6 protein-coding genes and 1 tRNA gene are annotated in these 7,206 nt (G+C 29.1%); 3 read left to right on the forward strand and 4 right to left on the reverse strand.

Annotation, left to right across the window (positions count from 1 at the left end):
- The first annotated feature begins 119 nt into the window (after positions 1–119).
- Positions 120–1,739 carry a tetratricopeptide repeat protein gene (locus psyc5s11_RS03820; protein WP_224036317.1) on the forward strand — a complete coding sequence of 540 codons (1,620 nt, stop codon included), beginning with the start codon at positions 120–122 and terminating at the stop codon, positions 1,737–1,739.
- A gap of 172 nt (positions 1,740–1,911) precedes the next feature.
- On the opposite strand, the gene psyc5s11_RS03825 is transcribed toward psyc5s11_RS03820, so the two are convergent.
- The 4 genes from psyc5s11_RS03825 to tsaE form a co-directional block, all read right to left on the reverse strand.
- A complete protein-coding gene (locus psyc5s11_RS03825) occupies positions 1,912–3,522 on the reverse strand; it encodes an IS1182 family transposase (protein ID WP_224033889.1) in 1,611 nt (536 codons plus the stop codon).
- Positions 3,523–3,661: 139 nt separating this feature from the next.
- Positions 3,662–4,102 carry a ribosomal protein S18-alanine N-acetyltransferase gene (rimI, locus tag psyc5s11_RS03830; protein ID WP_224036318.1) on the reverse strand — a complete coding sequence of 147 codons (441 nt, stop codon included), beginning with the start codon at positions 4,100–4,102 and terminating at the stop codon, positions 3,662–3,664.
- A 3-nt stretch (positions 4,103–4,105) separates the two neighbouring features.
- Positions 4,106–4,858, reverse strand: a complete 753-nt coding sequence (gene tsaB / locus psyc5s11_RS03835; protein ID WP_224036319.1) for a tRNA (adenosine(37)-N6)-threonylcarbamoyltransferase complex dimerization subunit type 1 TsaB — start codon at positions 4,856–4,858, stop codon at positions 4,106–4,108.
- Positions 4,855–5,316 (reverse strand): tRNA (adenosine(37)-N6)-threonylcarbamoyltransferase complex ATPase subunit type 1 TsaE, encoded by a 462-nt coding sequence (gene tsaE, locus psyc5s11_RS03840; RefSeq protein ID WP_224036320.1) that lies wholly within the window; start codon positions 5,314–5,316, stop codon positions 4,855–4,857. Before tsaE ends, tsaB begins: the two co-directional genes overlap by 4 nt.
- A gap of 453 nt (positions 5,317–5,769) precedes the next feature.
- Between tsaE and psyc5s11_RS03845 the strand changes: the two genes are divergently transcribed.
- On the forward strand, positions 5,770–6,633 hold the full coding sequence (locus tag psyc5s11_RS03845; RefSeq protein ID WP_224036321.1) for a metal ABC transporter substrate-binding protein: 864 nt from the start codon (positions 5,770–5,772) through the stop codon (positions 6,631–6,633).
- 159 nt (positions 6,634–6,792) lie between these two features.
- Positions 6,793–6,867 (forward strand) — tRNA-Trp (locus psyc5s11_RS03850).
- The last annotated feature ends 339 nt before the right edge of the window (positions 6,868–7,206 follow it).

The raw sequence follows: 7,206 nt of genomic DNA on the forward strand, positions 1-7,206 counted from the left end.
AAGAATATTTTTATTATATAGGAAACAGCTTGCGGAACTGGCTGTGCACAACAGTTCTACTCGACCACAGGGAGATTTTGTTCTTGAAATTGATTTTTTAAATTTAGGGAGGAATTATTTTGTCAGAAAAAAATAAGAAATATAACATTACTACGGTTACTAAGTCAAAAGATAAGGAGAAGGCTGGAGTTATAGTTGAGGCTGAAAAGCCATTATCTAAGTCAATGTTATGGGAATTACAAACGGAGTTCTTTTCAAATCAGGGGCCAGAGGCGTGGATTAAAGGAATCGTACCTCAATATATAACAACAAATCCTTACATTGCAAACCAATATGCTAAAACTGTCTTTGGGTATTTACGAGATTATGCAGCACGGGAAGATATAGATAAAAATACTGTCATCTACATAATGGAGCTTGCAGCAGGAGTGGGACGATTTACCTATACTTTTCTAAAAAGATTTTTACATATGATTGAAAATTCTTCACTAAAAGGTCTAAAGTTTAAATATATAGTATCAGATTTTGCGGAGAGAAATATTGAATATTGGCAAAATCACAGCTTTTTAAAGCCTTACTTTGAATCAGGAGTACTTGATTGTGCAACCTTTGATATATCTAAAGATGAAGAGGTTAAACTTAGATATAGTGGAGAAATTCTATCAAGTGGCAAAATGAAAAATCCTTTAATTTTATTTGCTAATTATACCTTTGACAGTCTTCCTCAAGATACTTTTTATGTTAAGGACGAAGAACTTTTTGAGGGATTAATTACAGTAACTTCAAAAGAGACACGTGACCCTAACGATAAATCCATTCTGGCAGGTTTGGATTATTATTATACAGATAAAAAAATTGATGGCAGCGATTATTACGAAGATAAGAATTTTAATAATGTGCTAATGCATTATAAAAATTCTCTAGAGGATACAGCTTTTTACATGCCTATAATTGGTTTAAGGTGTATTTCAAGATTAAGAAAGTTATTTAATGATGACGTAATCCTAATATCGGCTGATAAGGGTTATAAAAATGAAGAATCTATGGCTGGAAATTATCATCCGTTTTTATCAAAACATGGGTGTATTTCTATGACAGTCAACTTTCATGCTTTAGAGCTATATTTTAAAGGCCTTGGTGGAAAAGCCATACATAGCATATATGAGCATGAAAATGTAAATGTGTCACTGTTTTTATTAAGTAAGAATAATAATGATTTTGTAGAGACTTCAATGGCTTATAATGAGATTATTGAAGGCATAGGGCCAGATGACTTCTATATTATGAAAAAAGCAATTATGCCTTTAAGTAAGTCTTTAACTACCAAAGAACTTTTGACGTTCTTAAGGTTTACCGTATGGGATTCAAGAACTTTACTTGAATTATATAACATATTGCTTGAAAGAATACCAACAGAAGAAAACTTTCCGAAAGATGAATTGATTGATGCAATCAAAAACATTTGGGAACACTATTTTCCTATTGGTGAAGAAGGAGATTTAGGATATCATTTTGGCTCAATATTGGGTTATCTTGGTCAAGATAATGATGCTCTAAGATTTTTGGAATCTTCATTAGAATTTTATGGTGAGTGCCCTGAAACCAATTATGAAATTGCACTTTGTTATTATAATTTGCAACAAATTGATAAAGCACTTGAGTATACAGAAAAATCTCTAGTTTTAGATCCAGATTTTGAGGAAGGAAAAAATTTAAAAAATATACTTAAAGCAATATAGTTAGTTACAATAAAAAGGGGAGTGTCGCAAAATGATTGATTTTCGATCAGGAGCGATGCTCCTTTTCGATTCAAAGAAAGAAATCTCCCCAAAATTGAAATATCAAATCAATTTTGGGGAGATTTCTGAATTTCAAGCGCACTCAAATAAGCCTACTTATTTTATTCCATAATTAGGCAGTAGATTTTAATTCATGAAGATGATTTTGGGTTCTTTCATTTTGTATTTTTAAATGCAATTTGTTAATGTTGTAGCCAAAACAAAGCAAAATAAATTCAGTTTTAACACTATTTTTTCCACGTGTTAAAAATCTATTGAATTCATAATCACTTTTTAGAACTCCAAATGCTCCTTCGACCTGAATAGATCTGTTCATTCTTAATTTAGTTCCAAATTCAGTTGTGATATTTCTATAAGATATTTCACGCTTTTCCACAAAAGTTTTTGAAACTTGCATCTTTCTATTTCCTTTTGCTTTCGTGCACTTCGATTTATGAGCACAGTTATCACAACTTTCACACTCATAGATAGTAGCCTCTGATTTGTATCCACTGGCGGATTTTCTATTAATAATAGAGGTCGGAATCAACTTTCTACCATTATGGCAAATATATAAATCTGATTCTGCATCATATTTCATGTTTTCACGTTTACTAATATCATTTTTAAAACTTCTTTTTTTCCACTTTTCATAAGTTTGTGGTTTTATATACGGAGTTTGATTGTTAGATTCTAAAAATAAATAGTTCTCCTCACTTTCGTAACCAGAATCTGCAATTACATTAAGATATTTATACCCAATTTTTTCTTGCATATTATTAAGCATAGGTATTAATGTTGCTATATCATTTCTATCATCAAATATTCCGACCCCGGTTACGTATTCACTTTCAACTGCGATTTGTGCATTATATGCAGGTTTCAATTGACCATTTCTCATATGGTCATCTTTCATACGCATAAAAGTTGCATCTGTATCAGTTTTAGAATAACTATTTCTTTTTGATAATATGTTTTTACTGAAATTATATTTTTCTTGTCTTTCTTTATATTCAAATAGTTGCTCTATCCATTTCTGAATTGCAGTTTTTCTTTTACCAATACCGTGAACAAACTCTATGTTTCTTTTGTCTTTTTCATATAAAAGCCATTCGAGAATTTTATCAATATCATATATCAATGTTTCTTTTTTAACAATAAAGTCTCTCGATTCTTCAAGATTGATATTTTCAGCAAGAGTAAGAATCTTATCAAACATTTTTTCCTCATTTTTATAAATGGATTTCTTCCAAACAAAAGTATAACGATTGGCATTCGCTTCGATTTTAGTACCATCAATAAATACATTTTCAAATAATATTTCCTTTTGAGCTGCTAGATATTTAACTTGTTGATAAAATAAATCTTCAATTACTTCATTTGAAAGATATTCTTTACGGAATCTACTAATGGTAGCATGATCAGGTGCTTTATAACCTTGAAGTAGCCACTTGAAATTTATATCTCTTTTGCATGCTTTCTCTATTTTTCTACTAGAATAAACATTTTGAGAATAAGCATACGATACTATTTTGAACATGATTTTTGGTTCCACTGCCGGTTTTCTTCCAACGGAAGAGTACGCCTGATACAACTTTGTATAATTTAATCCCTCCAATATATGGCTTAGCAAGCGGACTGAATCATCTTCTGGTATTAAGTTTTCTAAATTTAATGGTAATATAAGTTGATAATTATCATTAAATTGATTATAATTTTTATTGTATAATTTGGTTTTTAACATAATTTAATTATACTAAAAATGTGAATTCTTTTGAATTCACATTTTTTATTTTTTTTATAAAAAAATGAGCTGCCACAAAACTAACTACGTTAGTTTTGCAACAGCCCCTTTCTGTGGATAAATATATCTAAATATATTATTACTCTCTTAACCACATTATTATAGCATCTTCTTTATTGTCTTCATAATATCCTTTTCTAACGCCATCTTGTTTAAAATTGTATTTTTCATAAAGTGCTCTGGCGGCTTTATTGCCACTTCTTACTTCAAGAGTATAAGCAATACACCCTTGACTTTTGCAATAGTCAAGGAATTCTTTAAGGAGTTTTGATCCAATACCGTGTTTTCTATGGTTCGGATGTACTGCTATATTTGTTATGTGTGACTCATCAAGTACAATCCATGTTCCTATAAAACCTACAACTTTATTATCAATTTTTGCAACTAGATATCTAGCAATAGGATTAGTTAATTCTTGAATATAAGAGCCCTTGCTCCAACAAACAGAAAAACTTAATGAACTAATATCTAAAATTGCATCAATATCTTCTTCTTTCATGAAATCAATCATTATATCCATATTTTACTTCATCCTTTGCTCATATTCTCTGACAGCTTGGGGTTTCTTTAAATAAAATGGAGCAGAGTTTGAATCATCAAAATCACCATTTTCCAGTAATATACTACCTATCTCACCCAAAGAAGAAGCTCTAACTACATTAAGATGATTAGGAGGAAAATAACAATTTGGACAATTTTCAATTAAATAATCTTTATATTTATCAACTCCATCACCTATAAATATAACTTTTTCATTTTTAGCTTTAATTAATTCTATTAGTTCACTTAAATCTAAGGCAGAATAATCTAAAAGTTGTTCTAATTTAACTGGTAAGTCATAGTTCCCATCAGTATTTGTGGATTCACTAGATGAATTAGTGCAAGTTGAATTTCCTCTATATAATGAAGTGTATACACTATCTCTTAAAGCATCCATTATAGGACATATAATTCCATCAAAATTAGATACACTAAGCGCTAAGGCATCTAAACTAGATACGCTAACATAAGGCTTATTACTTCCAAAGCTTAGACCTTTTACGGTTGCCATACCTATTCTAAGTCCAGTAAAAGAACCAGGCCCTTTGGAAACCACATAACCATCAATATCATCTATGGTTAAATTATTATTATCCAATAAGTTTTCAATAATAGTCATTAATATTACAGAGTGCTCTTTTTTATCAGCTAAAGTAATTTCTCCAAGTAATTTTTTGTTCTTCATTAGTGCAACAGTTGCAACTTTTGAAGACGAGTCTACAGCAAGTACAATCATAATTTCAACTCCTTTATATAATCATATCTTTCTCCGTACGGAGTTAAAGTTATTTTTCTATAATCTTCGTCACTTTCAAAGTCTTTTTCTATTTTTATATGAAGTAAGTCCTTTGGTAAAATTTCTTCTATATAATTTGCCCATTCTATAATAGATACGGCATCTGAAAATATATAATCATCAAATCCAATTGCATAAATTTCATCAGGATCACTTACTCTATAAACATCAAAATGATTAAGTTTTAATCTTCCACCTTCATATTCATTAACAATTGTAAAGGTTGGACTTGTAATAGTATCATTTATGCCTAAACCCTTTGCAATTCCTTTTGTAATATGGGTTTTACCAGTTCCTAAATCGCCAGTTAAACAAATTATATCACCAGGTTTCAATAATTCACCTAATTTTATTCCTAATTGAGTAGTATCATCTACGCCATAAACTTCAAATTCCATGAAATGCCTCCTTAATAAGTGAGAACTCAAATATTATATTTAGAATTTTTAATTTAATTCTATGATCTAAAAACACATAATAAAAATTTAAGTATATAAATTCCCATTCTTTTATTTTATCTCAAAATTGTATAAAAGCAAATTAATAAAATATCTAATAAGGAAGATGATTAAGAAAAATTAGTTTTGTTATTTATTTTCATGTGCCTAAATTAAATATTCAGAAATATGTAATAAATTTATATATATTTATTTCAAATTTATTGGTATAATAAAACCGAATATATACTAAACTAAATTGACATATTAATACGAAAAGTAATATATAATAATTAGTGTAGATATTAATTATTATATATATTAATAAAATGTAAGTGGAAAATTCAATTAGAATGCTAGTTGAAAATAAGATTATAAAAATAAGCAGTTAAAAATTTTGGAGGTGACTTATTTTTGAAGAAGATTACCTTTGCAATGGTAATAATAACTATTGCATTATCTTTTGGTATGAGTGTATTTTCAAGCCCTTTATTAGCCAATACTGATAATAGTAGAATTGAAAATAGAGATAAGTATCTAAATATAATGACAGTTAATAAACCTCAGTATGATATGGTTAAGAAAATTATAAAAGAAAAAAATAATGTAGAATATATGTTTACTAATCAAAAAGACATTAGTGAATTTAAATATAGCGAAGATGTTTTAAATAATATATCAAATATGGATTTATTTATATATTCAGGAACTTCATTTGAACCTTGGAGTAAGTCGTTTATCGATGAATTAAAGAAGGGGAATCTTGGAATAATAAATTTAGCTAGAGGTGTAAGGCTTTTAGATGATGTCCATAATAAAGAGAATCCATGTTATTTTGAAGGTATAGAAGAGTATAAGATAGCATTATATAATGTAAAGGCAGCTATTCAAGATAGAGATCCTCAAAATAGGGATTATTATGAAGAGAATTATAATGATGCTATTAAAGAATTTGATGGGAATATAAAAAAATATGAGGATAAAATAAAATCACTCAATGAGTATAAATTTATAACATTGAATAATGATTTTGATTATTTAACTAAATCTCTAAATTTAAATACAATTCAGCTTGATAATCATGAAATAACTGAATTTGTAAAGATTAATAATATAGATCCTAAAAAAGTTATTATAATAGTAGATGGAGAACAAGGAACAAAAATTAACGTAGCAGGATACAGCACAATAAACCTATGGAAGTATTATGGCAAAATGTCTTTTGATGATTTGATTTTATGGAATGTAAATGAATTATCGAAATGGTCAAAAAACTAAAGAAGTTACGGCGTTAGGCGTTAGTAATATAAAATAACTTAAATATAGATATTAGAAGTATAATTTTAACTTTTGGTATCCATAATATTATATTTCTCAGTGTAAAATGAAAAATTTGTTGATTTATTTATAAATGTGTTATATAATCATTATTGTCTTAGGGGTATGGCTCAACGGTAGAGTAGTGGTCTCCAAAACCATTGATTCTAGGTTCGAATCCTAGTGCCCCTGCCACAAAGGTCGTAGTACGTTGTACTACGGCTTTTTTTGTTCGTCCAGCATGTTTGCTGAGCCGACAGGCTGAAAGAATTCTGCGTCGCCGTACTGATAGGAAGACAACTCGAATGCAAGTGCGTTACTGGTAACGGTAATATATGAAGGAAGAGCTAGAGGACATGTGGAACATAACGCAAGTAAACCAAGTATTGGCTTATAAAGTGGATAACCTTGCAAAAAGTGGGAAAGTCCTAAATTCGGTAGTTATTCTATAAGTTCTTATGGATGGGTTCACATGGGGCAGGCAAACCTAACTGGAGAAGCTTTATATTATCTTAGAAATAAATAAAACCAAAT

The organism is Clostridium gelidum (genome assembly GCF_019977655.1).
Lineage (GTDB): Bacteria > Bacillota > Clostridia > Clostridiales > Clostridiaceae > Clostridium > Clostridium gelidum.